This is a genomic window from Bifidobacterium leontopitheci (assembly GCF_009193355.1).
Taxonomy (GTDB): domain Bacteria; phylum Actinomycetota; class Actinomycetes; order Actinomycetales; family Bifidobacteriaceae; genus Bifidobacterium; species Bifidobacterium leontopitheci.
The window spans coordinates 30,099-46,927 of the sequence record NZ_WBVT01000027.1 but is presented as its reverse complement, the minus strand read 5'-3'; the positions used below and the strand labels follow the sequence as shown (position 1 = coordinate 46,927).

Sequence of the window (16,829 nt, the reverse complement as noted above, 5' to 3'; positions counted from 1 at the left end):
CCGCAAACGCGCCGCACGACGCGCCACACGCTGAAGTCCCCTCCCACGCGTAGGTTTTCAAACAACACCACGCATGGTGCGAGCGTCAGCGTCGCCACTCAACCCATCAGATAAATAAACACGGTGGTGGCGGCATGAGTCGGCAACGGGTTAGGCATTCGACTATCCGATGCGTTACCCCTTGATGTCACAGCGGGTACCTACCCGCTGTGACATCAAGGGGTGCGTCGTGTGGGGGTGCGTCGTGTGGGGGTGCGTCGTGTGGGGGTGCGTCGTGTGGGGGTGCGTCGCGTGGGGGTGCGTCGCGTGCGCAGCTCATCGACGAATCGTTGGAAACACTTGCGACACGCCGTGAGTTGCATTTGCCGGCGATACGAGTATATTTATCAGCTGTTGCAAGGAACACTTCAACATCTAACCACTGCCCCCGTAGCTCAGTTGGTTAGAGCAGCTGACTCTTAATCAGCGTGTCCAGGGTTCGAATCCCTGCGGGGGCACATCGATTGACCGGAACCGATTGGTTCCGGTTTTTTGTATTCTCACTCAAGTCTTGTGTCACTCTGCTCGCCCGAGCACAGTGACGCAAGGCGACAAACCCAGTATTTCCAATGGATTCCAGGTGTGCGTCACTCAGACAGGGCGAGCAGAGTGACGCAAGCGCACCGAGCGCTTGTGGGCGTGCCCCGCAGCGACGCCTCGTATATGCACATGACCACGCGTACCCGTACGGAACGAGGAAGGCCCTTCGCCGGGCGGATGCTCGGCGAAGGGCCTTCGATGCTTAAGCTCAGCCAGCTATGGAAGCAGGCTTATAGTGCGAGAAAATGCTCGTCTTACCGTGACGGCAAGACTCACTCGGCGACGACCTTCACGAAGAAGGACGCGGTGATCTCCGGGTGCAGAGCGACCTTGGCCGGGAAGTCACCGGTGGTCTTGATCGGCTCGACCTCGATGGCCTTCGGGTTGACCGGGGCCTTGTCGGAGAGGGCGAGGGCGATCTGCTCGGCGGAAACGCTACCGAACAGCTTGCCGGACTCGGACACCTTGGCGGCGATCTCGACGGTGGTGCCTTCGATGACGGCCTTGGCGGCGACGGCCTCTTCGCGGGTGGCGACGGCCTTGGCGAGGCGGGCGCGCTTCATCTGCACGATCTGCGCCTCGGCGCCGCGGGTCCACTGGAACGCGAGGCCCTGCGGGATCAGGTAGTTGCGGGCGTAGCCGGACTTGACGGCGACGACATCACCGGAGTGACCGAGGTTGGACACGGTCTTGGTGAGAATAACCTTGGTTTCAGCCATGTTCCTATCCTCCTATCAGCGACCGGTGGTGGCGTACGGCAGCAGAGCCATCTCGCGGGCGTTCTTGATCGCCTTGGAGAGCTCGCGCTGCTCCTGCACGGTCACGCCGGTGATACGGCGGGAACGAATCTTGCCGCGGTCGGAGATGAACTTGCGCAGCAGCGCAACGTCCTTGTAGTCGATCTCGGAGACCTTGGCGGCCTTCAGCGGGTTCGGCTTCTTCTTGAACGGCTTGACCGGCGGTTGCGGCCTTTTACGTGACATGATGTTCTCCTTGAAAATACGTATGATGTGTTGTTTCTGATATCAGGGTCTAAGTCTGATATGTCGGTTCGCGTGTTACGGCTGGACGCAGGCGCCTGTCAGAACTCCGGCTCTTCGGAATCGCCGCCGAAATCGGACGACCCTCCGAATGTGCCGAACGACGCTCCTGCGCCGTTGTCGGACGAGCTCCACGGATCGGTCGCGGGCGCGGCCTGCTGAATGGCACCGGCGGAAGCTCCGCCCTGGTAGCCGCTGGCACCACCCTGGTAGCCGCCATTGCCGCCACCCTGGTAGTTGCCGCCACCGAAGCCGCCGTTGGAACGGCCGCCCTGATAGCCCTGGTTGCCTCCGGCGTTGCCGCCGAAGCCGCCGTTGTCGGCGTTCTGGCCCCCGTTGAAGCCGCCGTTGCGGCCGGAGAATCCGCCCTGGCCGCCCGACGTGCGGGTGACCTGTGCGGTCGCGTATCGCAGGGACGGGCCGATTTCGTCGACCGTCATCTCCACGACGGTGCGGGTGGAGCCGTCGTTCGCCTGATAAGAGCGCTGCTGAAGCCGGCCCTGTGCGATCACGCGCATGCCCTTGCTCAGGGTCTGGGCGCAGTGATCGGCCAAGTCACGCCATGCGGAGCACCGCATGAACAACGCCTGCCCGTCCTCGAACTGGCCGGACTGGCGGTTGTACGTACGCGGCGTCGAAGCGATGGTGAAGCTTGCGACGCTGGCGCCGGAACCGATGGTGCGCAGCTCGGGATCCGCGGTGAGGTTGCCCACCACGGTGATGATCGTTTCACCTGCCATGACTGTTCCTTCTTACTTCGGCTCGCTCAGGCGAGTCGCGAACTGGAAACGTGCGGATTTACTTGGCGTCCTTGCGAAGAATCTTCGTGCGGACGACGGACTCGTTGAGGTTGAGCACGCGGTCGAGCTCGGCGCTGGTCGCGGGATCGGTCGTGTAGTTGACCACGACGTAGTTGCCCTCGGTCTTGCCGTCGATCTCGTAAGCGAGCTTGCGGCGACCCCAGATATCAGTGTTGTCGACGGTACCACCATTCTTGGTGACGAGCTCCAGATACTGCTCGGTCAGCTTCTTCAGACCTCGCTCATCCAGCTCAGGATCGGCAATGAACATCAGTTCGTACTTGTGCGCAGACATCACCCACCTCCTTCGGACTATTCGGCCATGGACCTTCCATGGCAGGAGTGTGTATACGCGCTGCTGAAAACAGCAACTTCTCTACTTTACGGCTACCGTAAGACAGCCGTCGGCGGTGATTCTCCGCCGGCCGGCGGATCACTGCAGGTCCACGACCAGGCAATCGGCCTCGCCGTAGCCGGCCTTGCGGCACCATGCGTCGCCCGCGTCGACCGACCCGAACGATTCGCCGGAGAGGATCACGTAATAGTCGGACGTCTTGCCGCCCTTGGTGTACGTGGGGTAGTCGCCGGACCATACCAGCAGCGCCTTGCCGTGTTTGGCGCGCCGCTGGAGGAACTGCTCGTAGATGTCCTCGTACCGCCACGTCTTGCCTTCGGCCTGCATCCCGTACTTCTTGCTGGACAGCTGCGTGGTGTACGTGGTGTAGAAGCCGGATGCGGCGTCCTTGTCATGGTCGAGCTGCCAGCTCAGCGCCGTCTGGGCGTAGCGTTCGATGTCACTGTCGGCGATGTTCGCTCCGCCGAGCGCGTCGCCGGCGTCCGCCGAGTCTTCGCCGCTGCCGGTCTGGTCGGTCTGCATCACGACTTCGCTGCTGCCGGTCTCGATCTGGTCGTACGGCCGCCAGTACTGCTTCGTGGTGAACGCGAGTTTCACGTTCGCCGTGTCGCCGTCGAACTCGATCGGCTGTTTCGAGAAGTCGAACACGGCGGCGGCGAAGACGTCGCCGTCGCCGTCCTTGATGCTGACCTTGACACCGGATTCCTTGAATGTCGCGGTTTTCGCGGAGCCGGTTTCGCAGTTCGACGTGAGGTCGAGCGTCGCGATCAGCGACGTTCCGCTGCGGTCGGCGGCCTCGAGCGTGGCGTCCGGCGCGGTGGTGCACGGCTTGGCGGTTTTCGTGGTCTTCTTGCTGCCGGACGTGCCGCCGTCACTCTTGCCACTTTTGGACTTCACCGACGACTGCGACGATGTTGCCGGATTGCCTGCCGCAGTGTCGCCGGAGTCGCGCAGCAGGAACCACCAGACGCTGAATCCCGCCGCCGCAAGCACGACGACCACCGCGATGACGATGCCGATAATCAACGGCGTCTTCGAACTCCGCGGCTTGGCGGCTGCGGCATCCGGCGCAGCCGCGCCGGCGCCGGGCACACCGTTCGTCCCGGCAACGCTAGGCACCCCGGCAACGCCGTTCGCTCCATACGCACCGTTCAGCCCGGATGCGCCCGACGTCCCGGCGACAGGAGCCCCGGCAGGTATCCCGGCGACGCCGGGCATAGCGGCATATCCCGGCGCCGTGACCGTCGCGCCGACCGGGACCCCGTTCGCATCAACCTGTGTCCTGTCGCCCAGCGGACCGTAGGCGCCCGCCGCGTACGCCTGCCCACCGGACGCTCCTGCGTATGCGGCGGGCGCCGCACCGGCCGTTCCCGGCTGCGTCGTCCCATCCGACGTAGGGTAGCCGCCGACTCCATAACCGTAGGGAACCTGCGACGCGCCGGGAGTCGCCCCGGCCGCGATCCCGCTTGCCGCGCCGGCCGGTCCGGCCGTCGCAACACCAGTCGCACCGGGCGCCGCCACCGGGCCTGCCGCCAACGGCGCACCGCAGTTCATGCAGAAGCGCATCGTCCCGTCGACCGGCTGGCCGCACGACGGGCACACCACCTGCGCGGCCGCCGCGCCAGCACCAGCCGCACCCGCGCCCGCATCGGCCGGCGCGCCGCAGTTCATGCAGAACCGGTCCCCGTCGCCGATCTGCGCACCACATCGAGAACACTGCATAACAGGCTCCTTCCCCCGACGTTCTCTTATGCCTCCCAGCATACGCGCCCCGGAAAAAACCGGTACATATCTACCGGTTTTTTCTTCAACGCATTCGGCACCCACCCCAAATCCGCGAAAAGTCCCATCCAGCAGTGCCGGAATGGGACTTTTCATGGAGTTCGACGCGCACGCGCGCGCAGGTCAGGCGTAGATGTTGCGCGGACGCATGTCCTCAGGCAGGCCCTCGAGCAGCGTGGCGACGGAACCTTCCTCGAACACGGATCGGATGCCGGCCGCCAGCAGCGGCGCCACGGACAGCACGGTCATGTTCGGCAGGCGCTTCGACTGCGGCACCGGAACCGTGTCCATGAGGATGATCTCGCGGGCGCCGCACGTCGACAGTCGTTCGACGGCGGGGCCGGAGAGCAGGCCGTGCGTGGCGACGAGCGTGACCGACGCGGCGCCGGCGTTGCGCAGCGTGCGCACGGCCTCGCAGATCGTGCCTGCGGTGTCGATCATGTCGTCGACGACGATGCAGTCGCGGCCTTCGACCTCGCCGATGATGCCATGCGCGACCGCATGGTTCGGGCGGGTGATGTCGCGGGTCTTGTGGATGAACGCAAGCGGCAGGTCGCCCAGCTTGGCGGCCCACTGTTCGGAAACCTTGATACGGCCGGCATCGGGCGAGACCACGGTGGCCTTCTCGAGCGGCATGTGGGAGCGCACGTAGTCGATGAGCACCGGCGAGGCGGTGAGATGGTCGACCGGGCCGTCGAAGAAGCCCTGCTCCTGGGCGGCGTGCAGGTCGACGGTGACGAGACGGTTCGCGCCGGCCGTCTTGAACAGGTCGAACACGAGACGCGCGGTGATGGGCTCGCGGCCCTGATGCTTCTTGTCCTGGCGCGAATAGCCGAGGAACGGCGCGACGACGGTGATGGAACGGGCGGACGCACGCTTGAGCGCGTCGATCATGAGCAGCTGCTCCATGACCCACTTGTTGATCGGGTCGGTGTGGCACTGCAGCACGAACACGTCGGCGCCGCGCACCGGCTCGGCGAACCGCACGTACATCTCGCCGTTGGCGAAGTCGTAGGCGGTGGTGGGCAGCACGTCGATTCCCAGACATTTCGCGACTTCGTTCGCGAGTTCGGGGTACGCACGGCCTGTGACCAGCGCCAGTCGTTTATCGGGTGTGCCCTCCAGAATTGCCGACATGTTCTCCGCTCTTTTCCGTGTGCTTGAATTCGTGACCATTGTAACGGACAAGGCCGAACATCAAATATACAAGAACCCGCCGCCCCAGAAAGGAGCGGCGGGTTGCAGGGTCGGGAGCGGCGTCGGCGTCAGCCGCGGTCGTGCCACGTCGAATGCCGCCGACATGACGCTCCCCCAGTCAGCTTCGCTGACAGCGTCCTGCAATTAAGGACGGCCTACGGCCGGCTCAATACTGGCTCGCTGTCGCTCGCACCTCGCCTACAAACAGCTCCGCTGTTTGCTTCACGGCTCGGCCTCCACCGAGGGACCGAGAACCGCCAAGCCCGCACCCGATCAGGTCAGTAGCTGTCGCCGATCTTGACGGTCACCTTGTCGCCGTCGATCGTGAACTTGCCGGACACGCTGTAGCTGGAGGAGTCGTTCTCCGGCTCCCACGTGTCGTCGTAGTTCTGGTACTCGTACGTGACCTTCACCTCGCCGTCGGAGCCGTAGAAGCTGCCGCCGTCAAGGCTGATGTCGCTGGAGTCGATGCTCGGGTAGTCGACGATGCTCCACGAGACGTTGCGGACGCTGTCGGAGTCGTACATGCTGAACGGGCAGCCTTCCGGCTCGGCGTCGGTGGATTCGGCGCACTTGTCCATCGCGTCCTTCACCTTCGCGTTGATGGCGTCGGTGAGGGCGTCGGTGGGTTCGACGCTGAGGGTTCCGCTGGTCTTGTCGTTGGTGTTGACGGTGACCGCCTTCGCGGAGATGTACTTGGACGCCGCCGCCTTCACCTCGTATTCGCCCGGATACGCCTTGAACGTCATGCTGTAGGTGGAGTCGCTCTCGCTGGCGGAGTTCTTCGGCGAGACCTTGACGCCGTTGATGGTGATGTTCGGCGCGGACTGCGGCGCGCTGACGTAGATCTCCTTGACGAGCGGCGTGGTGACCTTCCAGTTCTTGAACAGCAGGAACTTCGAGCCGCTGGGCACGAGCGTGATCTTGCTGTCGACGGTCTTGCCGTTGAGCGAGTAGGTGATGCCGACCGTGTACGAGCCGTCGGGGTTGGCGGTGCTTGAGGTGACGCGCTGGTTGATGACACTGCCTTTCTTGGCGGCGGCGTTCGTCAGCAGCACGGCCTTGTCACCCGCGACCTGCGGGTCGCCGATGCCGTTCGCCCTCTCGTAGTCGCCCTCGGCGATCGCCGACAGGTACGCCTTCGCGGTGTTGTCGGCGTTGAAGACCGCGGAGTTGAGCACCGCGAACGTGATGCCGAGCGCGGCGAGCACTCCGACGACCACGCCGATGATGATGATCAGCCGCTTCTGCTGCGCGGTCATCGCCTTGGCTGCGGCCGGCGCGACGGGAGCGCCCGCGGGGACGCCCAGCGGCGCTGCGGCAGGCGCGACGGCGTAGACCTGACCGTTGGCACCCGGAACGGCGGGTGCGCCGGGCACGGCCGGAGGCACTGCGCCGGGGACTGCCGGCGCAGCCGGAACGCCAGACGCACCGGACACGCCGGCAGTCGGCACGGCGGCGCCTGCCGGAGCCGCCGACGGCACACCGGCAGCCGGGTTCGCGGCGCCGGCACCAGGCAGCGGAACGCCGGCAGCACCAGCGGCAGGCGCACCGACAGCCTCGGCGCCTGCTCCGGGCGCGACGGCATGCCCCACGTAACCGGCCGCCGCGGCGACAGCCGCCGGGAACCGGCCGAAGTTCGCCCTGCTGGCGGCCGCGTACGCGGTCACGTTTGCCGGCGTCGGCTGCACGGTGCCGCCGACGAAGATCTTCCACAGGCCACCCATCGAGACGACCATGGACCGGCCGAACGTGAGCGCCACGACCTCGATGAGGAACGCCCACACGCCTGCGACGAGGAAGTACCAGACTGCCGGCGCAAGCGACGCCTCCATCGAATACGACGAGGAGATGCCGTATTCGGACAGCAGCGACTGCATGGCACCGGTGACGGCCGCCTTTTCGGAGATGGCCATGCCGAGGAACTCGGTGATCAGCCACAGCACCATGACGGTGACCGGCGACTTCCACGAATGCTGCCAGCCCATGTACGCGGGGTCGTAGATGTTACGAGCCGCGGCACGGAGCGCGACGTAGAGGGTGGCAATCAGGAACACGATGAACACCAGCCACAGCTGCCAGATCGAACCGCCGGTGTATCCGTTATACGAGATGCCGAACAGCGATACGGACACCGAATCGGAGCTGTAGCTGTTGGTGATGTCCATGACGCCGAACGACGACATCTCGAGCAACATCAACGGCAGTGCCGGGAAGATGGTCGGCAGCAGCAGGATCGCCTGGCCGTCGTGCTGCGAAACGGAAAGCCAGACCAGCACGATGACGCCGACGATGAAGAACGCGATCGAGTAGATCCACGCGGCGTCGACCACCGTGCGCACGAAGCCGCGCGTGCGGTGCGCCCACTTCCACGCGGCGGAGAACACGTTGTTCGAGTCGGAGGCGTACTGGGCAAGCAGGTAGCCGGCGAACGAGCCGACCGCCGCCAACAGCAGCGCGAGGAAGTACGTGCGTGCGGAGACGCCGCTCAGCACGATCGTCGCGAGCACGCCGTTGCCGGACGTGGTCACGCCGAGCGCGACCGGGAAGATCGCTGCAAGGATCAGGTAGACGAAGCCCATGACCACGCCGACGATGACGCTGCTGATGATGCCCGTCCACTTGAACTTCACGGCGAGCTTGCGCGCGAACCAGTAGGATCCGAACGCGGCGCCGACCATCAGCGCCACGCCGGACAGGCCGACCGGCAGCCACAGGTGGCTCTGCAGCGCGGCGCTCAGCGACGTGCCTGCGCCGTTCGACTGCAGCGAGAACGAGCCAGAGACGCCCATGACCAGCACCATGACCAGCAGCTGGAAGAAGTTCGGGGAGGTGGGGCTGATACCGAAGTTGGACATCATGCCCGATATGTTCGGCATGCCCGGCATCGAGCCGAGCGAGTCGGAGAACGACGTGCCCGCCGAGATGAACGGGATGGCGCCGAGCAGCGCCACGGCAAGCGCGGCGAGCAGGCCGAAGCCGAGGCTTACGCCCATCGTCTGGAACGAGTGCGCGGAGAACAGTTCCTTGAACAGCGGGTTCGGGGCCGGCATGCCGCCCGGCTGGCCGGGGAAGCCGGCGCCGGGAGTGCCGGGGACTGCGGGGGCGCCGGGAGTGCCGGGGACTGCGGGCGCACCGGGGACCGCAGGGGTGCCGGGCACTGCTGTGGCTGCGGCCGGCGAAACGGCTGGGGTCGGGACGGGTGCGGCGGCGGCCGCCGGAGTTGCGCTGGACGCGGCGGCGTCGGCCTGTGCCGCAAGTGCGGCAGGCTGGACGGCCGACTGCGCGGCCGGCGCAGGTACCGGCGCGGCGGTCGGCACCGGCACCGGAGCGGCCGCGGCAGGCGCGCCCGGCATGGGGAACGCGGCGGGCGCCGGCTGGGATGCAGCAGGAGCGGCGTGCGGCGTGGTGCCGAGTACGGTGGCGTCGTCGCCGACCGACTCGACGGTGATGCTCTGACCGCATTGCGTGCAGAAGCGCGCGTTCGCCGCCAGATTCGCCCCACAGTGAGGACAATTCATGACAAACCCCTTTCTCTGGCTTGCTCTTCGTCACCATTGTACGTTCGCGGTTTTGCGACCGGTAGATATGTACCGGTTTTTCAGATGCTCGCGCCGCCGCCTCGTCACTCTGCTCGGGCGATCACAGTGACGCGCGCTCGAAACCCCAGTATTTCCAAGGGGTGCGGGAGGTGCGTCACTGTGCAAGGGCGAGCAGAGTGACGAGGGTGCACAACACAGTGCGACCAGCACGATACGACACAACGCAATGTGGGGTGCCGGTCGAAACCGACACCCCACATGCTCGTACGGGAAGAGACCCACCGGGCCTCCACATGCCGGCATGGAACCCAACGGGGCAAAAGCTTTCAAGCGGCCGCCCAAAAAGACCCCGAAGTGAACCGATTCCACACCAGCACCATCAAGAGTACAGCATCACGGCGATTTCCGCCCACGGCGCACAAGCCGCCACTCCTGTAGCATGGCTTGCACCGCGCACGCGACGACGACGAATCCTCTGAACCGGGACCGCCGGCCGAGCGCAAGCGGTCGGCCGGGTCAACCGGCCCGGACGTCGTACGGGAAAAGGATTCACGATGAGTTCCTCCACGACACCCGGTCAACCCGGGCATAATCCAGACATCACGATCATCGCGATGATTGTGTTCGCACCATACGCCGACCGGCTATGGGTGAGCACGCTCCTCGCCGCAGTCGTGATCTACGGCATCGCCGTCGACTGGAAGACCCGGAAGTAACCGGGACGGCCCGCCCGCACACCGCGGCGCGACGGAACGCGGGTGGGCCGCTCACCTCCATCTTACGACTATCCACAAACTCGAACTCTCAATGGTCGATGTGAGACCCCGGCGCACTGTCATGATTGGGGCGGCATCGGGACCGGCGGCAACAGATTGGATTCCCCTTTTCGGTTCCAGTCCTCCCGAATCCTCGCCAATGCAAGCCGCATCGTCGGCGCCTCTTTTGTAATGCCGCGAATCGGTATTGGCATCGGAATCACCAGCTCAGGATACTCGTCAGGGGTCGATTGTGTAGTTCTAGCATTCTCAATGACATCTGACAGTTCTTTGACATACTGTCCTAATTCCGCTGCGCCCATAGCTGCCCAGCAAGCAGCTTCCGGTATGCCTGCACGAGCCTGCCCGTTGCAATAATCCCGATAACTATCCACCGAATCGCAGAATTTCCCATAGTTGGTGTCATTCGTCTGATCGATGTTCTCGCAAATCGACTGCCATTGCAACACCTGCGTATCATACATGTGCTTTGCGGCGTTCCACTGTCCCATCTGCCAGTTGTATGTCGTTTCGGCGCTATTCACGCTTGACAATGAGGCACACGCCGCAATCACCGTAGCACCGCCAGCGATAAGCATAGTGAAGCCGACAGGGGGAATCAGCAGCAGTGGCACACCGATGCCAGCAGCTGTCGCACCGCCTTTGCGGATATTCCTCCATCGCGCTCTTTCGGCATCAAAGTCTTTCCAAACAGGCGGTGGCGCAATCTGAGCCGGGCCCTGCGGATATGGAAAATGGTAAGGGCGCTGAGGCTCCTTCGTACGCGAGATGACAGCAATCAAGCGATTATGCAAATCCTCTTCACGGGCTTGTTTCATACGCTGGTTGAAGTCGTTGATGGAGCGCAAGACAGCAAGCGCCTTCTTTTCCCATGCGGCATACTGCACAGAGCGAGGAGAACGTCCGTCAATCCATTTATTGAATTCGCGTATCGCAGTATTGTTTTCCATTCGAGTCAGCTGGCTGTTAATCTGTTTCAGCTCATCGAGCTGTCCGGACAACAGTCGGTTAGCCGCCTCCTGGGCCTCGTTGATTTGCACAAGCGTTGCATTCGTCTCTTCAAGATGCTCATTGACGGCATCAAGCTTTTCCAGTGAGTCACGCTGCAGATCCGACATCACGCCGAGTTTGTTAAGCATGTCTCGACCGATTTGGTTCGCTTCCATTTGAAGTAGGGCGATCTCGTCGAGATGATCGTTCGTTTCAGCCTGTGACTGCAACTGGTCTTCGGCATATTTGTAATCCCCGAATGCCATGGACTCCTCCTTAATAGTGGTCTCATCCGTATAAACCGGACAACTCAACGGACACGCTGCAGCGTGTCATACGAACCGTGAGGAAAAAGCCGTTGACGCAATCAGAGCGACCACGTCAACGGCTTATCTTTCACGACCGGCCAAATCAGGCCCAGCCGTGCATGTGCCGACCTTGACGGCGTTTGACCATGACGACGCCGGCTCCCATGAAGCCCATGATGGCGGTCAGGCCCAGTGCGGTCTCACTGTCCATGCCGGTCTTGGCGAGCGTCTTCGCCTTGCCGTCGGTCTTGCCTGTGGTGGTGTCGGGCGCCTTCCATGTGACCACCGGCTGTGGCTTCGGCTGCGGCCTGCCCGTATCCGGCTTGCCGGTGGTGGGCTTGGACGGCTGGGGCTTCGGCTTCGGCTTCAGGGAGGCTGCGTATGCGGCCTCCAAGGCTTTCACGTCCGCGTCCGCCTTCGCCTTCGCGGTCTTGGCCGCGTCCACGTTCGCCTGCGCGTCCTTGACCGTCTGCGTGGCCTCGTCGGCCTTCGCGTCCGCATCCTTGAGCGTGGCGGCGGTCTCGTCGGCCTTCGCCTGCGCCTTATCCAAATCGCTCTTCGCGTCCGCGTACAGGTCTTCGGCCTCCTTCAACGCTTTGAGGAGGCTGTCGTACTGGGCGACCAGCCGGCTGGCCGCGTCCAGCGCGTCCTGTGCGACGGTCACACCGGTCTTGGCTGTCTCCACCGCCTTGTCCGCGTCCGTCTTCGCCTTGTCCGCCTTGTCCGCGTCCGCCTGCGCGGCGGTCTCGGCCGACTGGGCGGCGTCCGCCTTGTCCTTGGCCGCCTGGTAGGCGGGCTGGAGCGCGTCATAGGCGGCCTGCGCGGCGCGCAACGCTTCGATGGCGCTCTTATAGCCGTTGACCGTGTCCTCGGCGCGCTTGACCCGCGCCTTCGCCTGTTCGACGGTCTGTCCGGCGCGCGCGTACGCGGCCTCGGCGTCCGTCTTCGCCTTGTCCGCCTTGTCGGCCTTCGTCTGCGCGACGTCGGTCTCCGCCTTCGCCTTGTCGTACGCGGCCTGCGCCGTGTCGACCGCCTTGGAGGCGTCTTCGATGCGCTTGGCCAGCACACCCGCCTCCTCGACGCCCTTGTCGTACGCGCTCTTCGCGTTCTCGTACGCCTGGGATTTCGCGGTCAGGTCGTTCTGCGCGGCGGTCAGCTTCGCGGTCAGGGCGTTCAGGTCGTTCGCGGCGGCCGTGGCTTCCGTCTGTGCGGGCGCGATCTTCGCGTTGGCCGTGTTGTACGCGTCCACGTCGGCCTGCATGGCGTCACTGTACTGGTGAATGAGGCTGCGATACTCGTCGGTCGTGTAGGAGGTGCTGCCATCCCAGTTGTAATCCTGCGTGATGACCGGACTCATACCCTGCACCGGGGAGGACGTGTAGCCGACGCCCGTGTACGGGTACTTGCCCATGAAGTTCAGGTAATGGCCGACCTTCTGATACAGGTCGGGATACTGGGCCTGAACCTGCCCGGCGCCAAGCCCGTGAATCTCCGGATGCGCGTCGTAGACCTTCTTCTCCTCCGTGTACCAGCCGTCATACGGGTTCGCGTACCCGTAGGAGGCGTTCTGCGCGTCGGCGGTCATGACTTGATGGCCGGGATAATCCTGCGCAAGGTTCGCGTTCACGTTCATTTCCGAACCGGCCATGGAGTAATCCGTGACCTTCTGGATGTTCAGACCCAACGAGGCGCGAAGCTCATTGCCTTTGTCGATAATGTCCAACGCCTTCAGTGCGTTCTCGATGGTGGCCGCGGAACGCGAGTCGCCAGCCAAATGATACTTGACATTCTGAGTCCATGTGCGCTCGGCCCATTCGTCCGTGCTTTTCCACTGCATGAACCCGTACATGCCGGTCTTCAGCTTCTCCGTCGCCGCATCCGCCTTCGGCTTCAACGCGGCCGCCGCCGCCTGCGCGTCCGCCAACGCCTTGTCCGCCGCGCTCTTACGCGCCCGGGCGGCCGGAATCGGCGCCTCAGCGTCCTTCACCGCCTGTTCGGCCGTCGTCTTCGCCGCCTGAGCCTTGTCCAACGCATCCTTCAACGCGTCCAAGTCGACGCCCGCCTGCGCCTGCAGATCATCCAGCGTCTTCTTCGCCTTGTCCAGAGCGCTCTTCGCGGCCGCCTCGGCCTTCACCTTCGCGTCCAACGCCTCATGCGCCGCATCCGCCTTCGCACCCGTGTCCTTCACCGTCTGCTCGAGCGCGGGGAGCGCATCCTGCGCGGCCTGCAGGGCGGTCTGCGCGTCCTTCAGCTCCTTGTCGGCGGCCGCGACCTTCGCCGGGTCGGACGCGTCCGCCGCGTTCGCCTTCGCATCCGCGAGCGTCTTGGCGGCCGCATCCACCTTCGCCTGCTGGACGGCCAAAGCATCCTGCGCGGCCTTCAGGGCGGTCTGCGCGGCCGTCAGCGTTTCATGCTTCGCCTTCGCGGTCTCAGCGGCTTCAACCGCCTTGGCTTCGGCGTCCTTGACCTTCGCGTTCGCCGCGTCCAACGCCGTCTCGGCGTCCTTCACGTTCCGCTGCGCGGCCGCATACTTGACCGGATCAGCCGCATCCTTCGCGGCCTGCTTCGCCGCCCCCAACTTCACGGAAGCCGCCTGCTCCGCGTTCTTCGCCGCCTCGAGCGCCGTCTGCGCGGCCGCATCCGCCTCGCCCGCATCCTGCGCGTTCTCCTGCGCCTTGGCAAGCGCCTCACGCGCCGCCTGCAACGCGGCCTGCGCGTCCTTCAGCACGCCGGCCGCCTTCGCCGCCTCGACGCGAGCCTGCTCGAGACGCTGCTTCAACGTGTCGACGCTCACCGTCTTCACATCATCCACCACGTCCGGCGCGCCGTTCACGCTCGCCGCCTGCGCGGCCATGGCCGGCGCGAACAGCGCGGCAGCCGCGGCGGTCATCGCGATCGTCTTCTTGCCATTGGTCATTGTTCTACCCCTTTCCACTGATTCCTTCTGAGAAAGACTGCTCTGCAAGCAGGGGAGACATCCGAACGACGTCTCCCCCACGCCGCTGCAACCGGAGCGAAACCGCCGCCGGCCGCAGCTTCACATCTACCGATCGGCCTTCATCCGACGAACATGCATCGCACCCGCGGCCACGACAGCCAGCATCACAGACACCGCGATCATGACACTCACGTCAGCGCCGGTCTTCGACAGTTCCGGCTTGGGCTGCTGAGCGGAAGCGTCACCGGTCTGCTCGTTCGCGTTCGGCCGCTTGCCGTCGTCCGGCTTGTTCGGCGTCGGCTGCCCGCTGTCGCCGGTCGGTTCGGCGGTGAAAGTGACCGATGCCGTGGCGTCGTCGTCGGCGTCCGGATTGTTGTTTCGTCCAAGCGCGGTCACGGCAACATGCTGCTTCGTCGACGTGGTCAGTTCGGAGAAGTCAACGTCATGCTGAATCGTCAGCGAGCCGTTGCCCTTGCCGCTTGCCGAAACCGCGCCGCTCAGCGTTCCCGACGTCACGGCACCCGACATGACTGCGCGAATACGTACCTTGCCGCGCACCGACGCACCGGACAGGCCATGCCACGTGGCACCGCCGTCCGCGGAGTACTCGACAGCATCGATGACGGCCTTGGGCTGGTTCCTGGTCACCGCCGCGTAGGCGTCGACCAGGCCGGCTCCACGGTATTCCTTACCGTCGGTCGGCGCCTGCAGCTTCGACATGTCGGCCTGTGCGAGGAGCTGCTCACGAATCTGATCCGCCGTGTACTCCGGGTGGATGCCCTTGATCAGAGCCGCCACCCCGGCGACATGGGGCGCGGCCATCGACGTGCCAGTAGCGTAGGCGGTTCCGGCCATCGTTCCCGCCTGGCCGAATAGCGGATACGCGGATTCGATATAGGTGCCGGGAGCGGCAATCGTAATCGCCTTCTTGCCGTAGTTCGAACCGTAGTTCGGATTGTCGCAACGAACCAGCGTGCCGTCAGCGTTCTGCTGGACGTTGGAGACCGTGATGACGCCCGGCAGACCGCCCATCAAGGACTTGCCACCCTTCACCGGCCGGTTCGGAATCGGGTTGCCGGTATCGCTAGGGCTATAAGAGTCCTCAGTAACATTGTCAAGGTCAGTATTGTCGTTCATCGCAGACACGATAATCAGCACATTGCGACGCTGGGCATACTCGGCTGCGCGACGCACCACCTCATATCCGGCGGCCTGACTCGGCTCATCCGGCATCCAGTAAGCCCATGGAGTGACGGAGAAGCTGGCGTTAACAATGGGGATGTCATGATCGGCCGACCAGTCCAGACCGCAAACCACGTATTCGGGGTAAATCTCGTTATGATAAACAACCCTGATGTTCGCCAGCTTCGCCTGCGGATCCACACTGCTCTCGTAAGTGAAGCCCAAGCCAGATTTCTTGAGATTCTTGCCGGCGATGATACCAGCGACGTGAGTGGCATGGTACATATAGTCTTTGATGTCGTACTTCAGCTGGTTGCGCTTGTCCGGGTCGCTGTCCGGAATGCCGTTGGTGATGCACGACGTGGACGCGGCCGTATCGATCTGACCGGCGAAATCCTCATGATTCTCGACAATGCCGGAATCGAGCACACCTACGGTCACCGGGCTGAGCTTCACATCCTTGGCGATGGTCTCCTTCGCCTTGTCGGCGCCGATGACTTTCATGCCCCAGGCGCCGTCCCTGCCGGAGATGCCACCGCCGCTACCCGGTGTCTCGTGCGCCTTCGGCGTCGTCGACTTGCCGCCGACCAGATTCTCGTCATCGCGGACGGGCACCTGACGGGTGTCGCCGACCGAATGCAGCTTGATGCCCTGCTGTGCGGCCGTCTGCGCATAATCCTTGGCAAAACTCTTGCTCTCCGCCTGCACGAAGAACGAGCCGAAACTGGCGTATGCCTTCAAAACCTTGGCCGGCTTGCCCTCGTTCTGCGCCACTTGGGCGACCAAGGTCTCCGCTTGCTTCAACGTATCGGCGTCGCTCGGCTGTGCAAGATTGATCGCGTAATTGCGGGAGGCGTCTTCGGACCATGCCTCGGACACAATGGGCGTAGCCACATCCGACTGTTCAGGCGATGCCGCCTGTGCAATGGAGAAACCACCCAAGGATATGCACATCGCGGCAATGGCCGACAATGCCTTTTGCGTCACTCGTGTAAGGTCGCGCATATTCATTCTTCTCTTCCGTGAACCGCCATTCCGAATGACAATCCTCGTCCCTCGGAACGGCACCTTCGGTCTTTAATATCGCGGTTCTATTAGACCCCCCCCCGAGACATATTCCACTACGTGATATGCGCCGTCGCATCGCCGACGGCATCGCCACCATCGCGTCACGCTGCTCGCCCTTGCACAGTGACGCGACGTCGAAACCCCAGTATTTCCAAGGGGTGCGGGAGGTGCGTCACTGCGCAAGGGCGAGCAGAGTGACGAGGGGACGCCCCAACAAACAAGGGGAGGCCCCTCGAGTGTTCTCGAGGGGCCTCCCCTGTTGGCCTACGTAC

At 64.0% G+C, this 16,829-nt stretch carries 11 protein-coding genes and 1 tRNA gene; 2 read left to right on the top strand and 10 right to left on the bottom strand.

What is annotated here, in order from left to right; all coding sequences use genetic code 11:
• Window positions 1–423: 423 nt before the first annotated feature.
• Window positions 424–497 (top strand) — tRNA-Lys (locus F7D09_RS08200).
• Between the two features lie 354 nt (window positions 498–851).
• Here F7D09_RS08200 and rplI read toward each other — a convergent pair.
• From rplI to F7D09_RS08165, 7 genes are all read right to left on the bottom strand, one after another.
• A complete protein-coding gene (gene rplI / locus F7D09_RS08195) occupies window positions 852–1,298 on the bottom strand; it encodes a 50S ribosomal protein L9 (RefSeq protein WP_152234910.1) in 447 nt (148 codons plus the stop codon).
• Between the two features lie 15 nt (window positions 1,299–1,313).
• Entirely contained in the window at window positions 1,314–1,562 is a 249-nt protein-coding gene (gene rpsR, locus F7D09_RS08190; protein ID WP_152234909.1) for a 30S ribosomal protein S18, read from the bottom strand.
• 98 nt (window positions 1,563–1,660) lie between these two features.
• On the bottom strand, window positions 1,661–2,359 hold the full coding sequence (locus tag F7D09_RS08185; protein ID WP_152234908.1) for a single-stranded DNA-binding protein: 699 nt from the start codon (window positions 2,357–2,359) through the stop codon (window positions 1,661–1,663).
• 58 nt (window positions 2,360–2,417) lie between these two features.
• The gene (gene rpsF, locus F7D09_RS08180) at window positions 2,418–2,714 is read right to left on the bottom strand and encodes a 30S ribosomal protein S6 (RefSeq protein ID WP_152234907.1); all 297 of its coding nucleotides are present in this window, start codon (window positions 2,712–2,714) and stop codon (window positions 2,418–2,420) included.
• A 138-nt stretch (window positions 2,715–2,852) separates the two neighbouring features.
• Complete coding sequence (locus tag F7D09_RS08175; RefSeq protein WP_152234906.1) at window positions 2,853–4,496, bottom strand: zinc ribbon domain-containing protein; 1,644 nt, start codon at window positions 4,494–4,496, stop codon at window positions 2,853–2,855.
• 183 nt (window positions 4,497–4,679) lie between these two features.
• Window positions 4,680–5,693 (bottom strand): ribose-phosphate diphosphokinase, encoded by a 1,014-nt coding sequence (locus F7D09_RS08170; protein WP_152234905.1) that lies wholly within the window; start codon window positions 5,691–5,693, stop codon window positions 4,680–4,682.
• A gap of 338 nt (window positions 5,694–6,031) precedes the next feature.
• Window positions 6,032–9,274, bottom strand: a complete 3,243-nt coding sequence (locus F7D09_RS08165; RefSeq protein WP_152234904.1) for a zinc-ribbon domain-containing protein — start codon at window positions 9,272–9,274, stop codon at window positions 6,032–6,034.
• Between the two features lie 575 nt (window positions 9,275–9,849).
• Here F7D09_RS08165 and F7D09_RS11195 point away from each other — a divergent pair.
• Entirely contained in the window at window positions 9,850–10,011 is a 162-nt protein-coding gene (locus tag F7D09_RS11195) for a hypothetical protein (RefSeq protein ID WP_193312396.1), read from the top strand.
• Between the two features lie 119 nt (window positions 10,012–10,130).
• On the opposite strand, the gene F7D09_RS08160 is transcribed toward F7D09_RS11195, so the two are convergent.
• The 3 genes from F7D09_RS08160 to F7D09_RS08150 all read right to left on the bottom strand — a co-directional run bounded on the left by F7D09_RS08160 (window position 10,131) and on the right by F7D09_RS08150 (window position 16,383).
• Window positions 10,131–11,327 (bottom strand): hypothetical protein, encoded by a 1,197-nt coding sequence (locus tag F7D09_RS08160; protein WP_152234903.1) that lies wholly within the window; start codon window positions 11,325–11,327, stop codon window positions 10,131–10,133.
• Between the two features lie 145 nt (window positions 11,328–11,472).
• The gene (locus F7D09_RS08155; RefSeq protein WP_152234902.1) at window positions 11,473–14,286 is read right to left on the bottom strand and encodes a coiled-coil domain-containing protein; all 2,814 of its coding nucleotides are present in this window, start codon (window positions 14,284–14,286) and stop codon (window positions 11,473–11,475) included.
• Between the two features lie 126 nt (window positions 14,287–14,412).
• Entirely contained in the window at window positions 14,413–16,383 is a 1,971-nt protein-coding gene (locus tag F7D09_RS08150) for a S8 family peptidase (protein WP_193312395.1), read from the bottom strand.
• Between the last annotated feature and the right edge of the window lie 446 nt (window positions 16,384–16,829).

What these genes read in the sequence shown, in the direction of transcription:
- rplI (WP_152234910.1), bottom strand. Translation starts at nt 1,298, where the DNA reads ATGGCTGAAACCAAGGTTATTCTCACCAAGACCGTGTCCAACCTCGGT.
- rpsR (WP_152234909.1), bottom strand. Translation starts at nt 1,562, where the DNA reads ATGTCACGTAAAAGGCCGCAACCGCCGGTCAAGCCGTTCAAGAAGAAG.
- F7D09_RS08185 (WP_152234908.1), bottom strand. Translation starts at nt 2,359, where the DNA reads ATGGCAGGTGAAACGATCATCACCGTGGTGGGCAACCTCACCGCGGAT.
- rpsF (WP_152234907.1), bottom strand. Translation starts at nt 2,714, where the DNA reads ATGTCTGCGCACAAGTACGAACTGATGTTCATTGCCGATCCTGAGCTG.
- F7D09_RS08175 (WP_152234906.1), bottom strand. Translation starts at nt 4,496, where the DNA reads ATGCAGTGTTCTCGATGTGGTGCGCAGATCGGCGACGGGGACCGGTTC.
- F7D09_RS08170 (WP_152234905.1), bottom strand. Translation starts at nt 5,693, where the DNA reads ATGTCGGCAATTCTGGAGGGCACACCCGATAAACGACTGGCGCTGGTC.
- F7D09_RS08165 (WP_152234904.1), bottom strand. Translation starts at nt 9,274, where the DNA reads ATGAATTGTCCTCACTGTGGGGCGAATCTGGCGGCGAACGCGCGCTTC.
- F7D09_RS11195 (WP_193312396.1), top strand. Translation starts at nt 9,850, where the DNA reads ATGAGTTCCTCCACGACACCCGGTCAACCCGGGCATAATCCAGACATC.
- F7D09_RS08160 (WP_152234903.1), bottom strand. Translation starts at nt 11,327, where the DNA reads ATGGCATTCGGGGATTACAAATATGCCGAAGACCAGTTGCAGTCACAG.
- F7D09_RS08155 (WP_152234902.1), bottom strand. Translation starts at nt 14,286, where the DNA reads ATGACCAATGGCAAGAAGACGATCGCGATGACCGCCGCGGCTGCCGCG.